At 45.9% G+C, this 1,638-nt stretch carries 1 protein-coding gene; it reads left to right on the top strand.

The features are described from left to right. Positions 1 to 3: 3 nt before the first annotated feature. Positions 4 to 1,638, top strand: a 1,635-nt coding sequence (locus ACRC27_RS07850; RefSeq protein WP_438639594.1) for a TonB-dependent receptor domain-containing protein, incomplete at its 3' end; no start/stop codon positions are given.

Raw genomic sequence — 1,638 nt, 5'->3', positions numbered from 1 at the left:
CCGGTGGAAGTGGTGACGCAAAAAGAGTTGGCGCGCTGGCAAGTGACTACCGTGACCGAAGCGCTGCGTCGCCTACCTGGGCTGCAGATTGCACAAAACGGTGGCATGGGACAAAAATCCAGTGTGTTTATCCGCGGTAATGAATCTCGGCATGTGCTGGTTTTGATTGATGGCATTCGAGTCGCTCAATCTGCTAATGGCACAGGTTCCGTTGATTTTAATCAGCTACCTTTGGCGCTGGTTGAGCGTATCGAATATATCCGAGGGCCGCGTTCGTCGACTTATGGTGCAGATGCGATTGGTGGTGTGATTAACATCATTACCGGCCGTGAAACAGATGGTGGCAATTTACAAGCCTCTGCTGGTAGTTTGCATTATCAAAATTACCAAGGCAGCGTGCGTAACCATGTAACTGATCGCACCGTAGTATCGGTTGCTGGGCAATTTACGGATACCCGTGGTTATGATGTGGTTGCTGGTACGAATGAGCCTGATCGTGATGGCTTTAGAAGCCGTTTTGCTTGGGCGTCTGTTGAGCATAAGTTTTCAGAGTCAACTGAAGGTTTTGTTCGTATTCACGGATCAGCAAATCAAAATGAATATGATGGTTCATACAGTAACCGTGGTCGTACCTATACACGGCAGTATGACTCGGGGTTGAGGTTTCATCAAGATAACTACTCAAGCCAGTTAATTGCAAGTTATCAAGATGTAGATAGTGACACTTTTGCGCCTAGCAATATGCTTCGTTCTCATGATGAATATAGCCAGCGTACTTTGCAGTGGATGAATAACTATCAGGTTGGTTATGGCCAGATTGGGGCCGGTATTGATTGGAACCGCAATCAGGCCATGTATTCCAACCAGGCTAAGTCACGAGATAACACGGGTGTGTACCTGACCACGCAGCAACGAATCGGTGATTGGACGCTGGAAGGGGCGGTGCGGCAAGATCATAATCAAGATTATGGTAATAACTTTACTTGGCAAAGTGCGGTTGGTTGGCAATTTATCGATAGTACACAGGCGGTACTTTCATATGGCACAGCGTTTAAAGCACCGACTCTCAGTCAACTATATGGTTCTAGTGGCTCAAACCCAATTGATAGCAATCCAGATTTAAAAGCAGAAAGCTCCCGAAATCTAGAATTAGCCTTTAGCGGACAGCTACAAGCGCTAAATTGGCGAGTGTCTACTTATCGTAATAAAGTGGACAATTTAATTACTTATTATTCAACCTCAACTTATGACTATGCACAATATCGAAACACCAGTGAGGCCACCATCAAAGGTATTGAAACGGAAGCCAGCTTTAATACCGCAGCCTTCATGCATACGTTATCGTTTGATTACACTGATCCAAGAGATAAAGAGGGTAATCTCTTACTAAGAAGAGCTCAGCATACTTACAAGTATATGCTGGATTTTGAGGTGATGCGTATGCAGTTCAATATTGCCTATCAATATGTGGGTAAGAGAGCGGATGTGAGCAATCAAACTTTGCCAAGCTACAGCCTGTGGGATTTGGCCGCGTCATATCCTATTACGCAAAGCCTGACCGCCCGTGGTAGAATCGCCAACCTGTTTGATAAAAAGTACGAAACTGCGTACGGTTATCCGGCGGCTGAGCGCGCCTAC

The organism is Plesiomonas sp. (genome assembly GCF_051650925.1).
In the GTDB taxonomy this organism is placed as follows: Bacteria; Pseudomonadota; Gammaproteobacteria; order Enterobacterales; family CAMTGL01; genus Plesiomonas.
This window is presented reverse-complemented; position numbering and strand designations above follow the sequence as displayed.